Source organism: Polaromonas sp. P1_G2, assembly GCF_056405515.1.
In genome coordinates this window covers 1-381 of the sequence record NZ_JBFUBY010001587.1, presented here as the reverse complement: position 1 = coordinate 381, position 381 = coordinate 1, and the positions used below count along the sequence as shown (strand labels likewise).

At 63.0% G+C, this 381-nt stretch carries 1 protein-coding gene; it reads left to right on the top strand.

The features are described 5' to 3' along the window. The coding region (locus tag AC1D0P_RS31665) for a hypothetical protein (RefSeq protein WP_477680344.1) at positions 1-381 on the top strand (381 nt) is incomplete at both ends.

The window sequence follows — 381 nt, the reverse complement described above, 5'->3', positions numbered from 1 at the left end:
GCACAGGGCAAGATCAAATACGTGCTGCCGACCGACATCCTCGAATTCAAGACGCTGCCGCAATATCACGAGCCGGACTGGGTGACGGAGAAATTCGTCAAGACCGGCAAGCTGCCGGCCGTCAAGGATCGCCTGCCGAAGGAGCCGATGGTCTTCAAGACCAAGAACATGGTCGACGGCGTGGGCGTCTATGGCGATGTCATGCGCCATGTCATCGGCGGCCGGCCGGAAGGCTGGAACTATGAAGCCGGCCAGACCCAGGGCTGGGGCGGCATCGATATCGGCCTCTCCGAATGCCTGACCCGCACCGCGCCGCTTTTCCAGGTCAAGCCCGAAGCGCTGGAGCCGCTGCCGAACCTCGCCAAGAGCTGGGACTGGTCC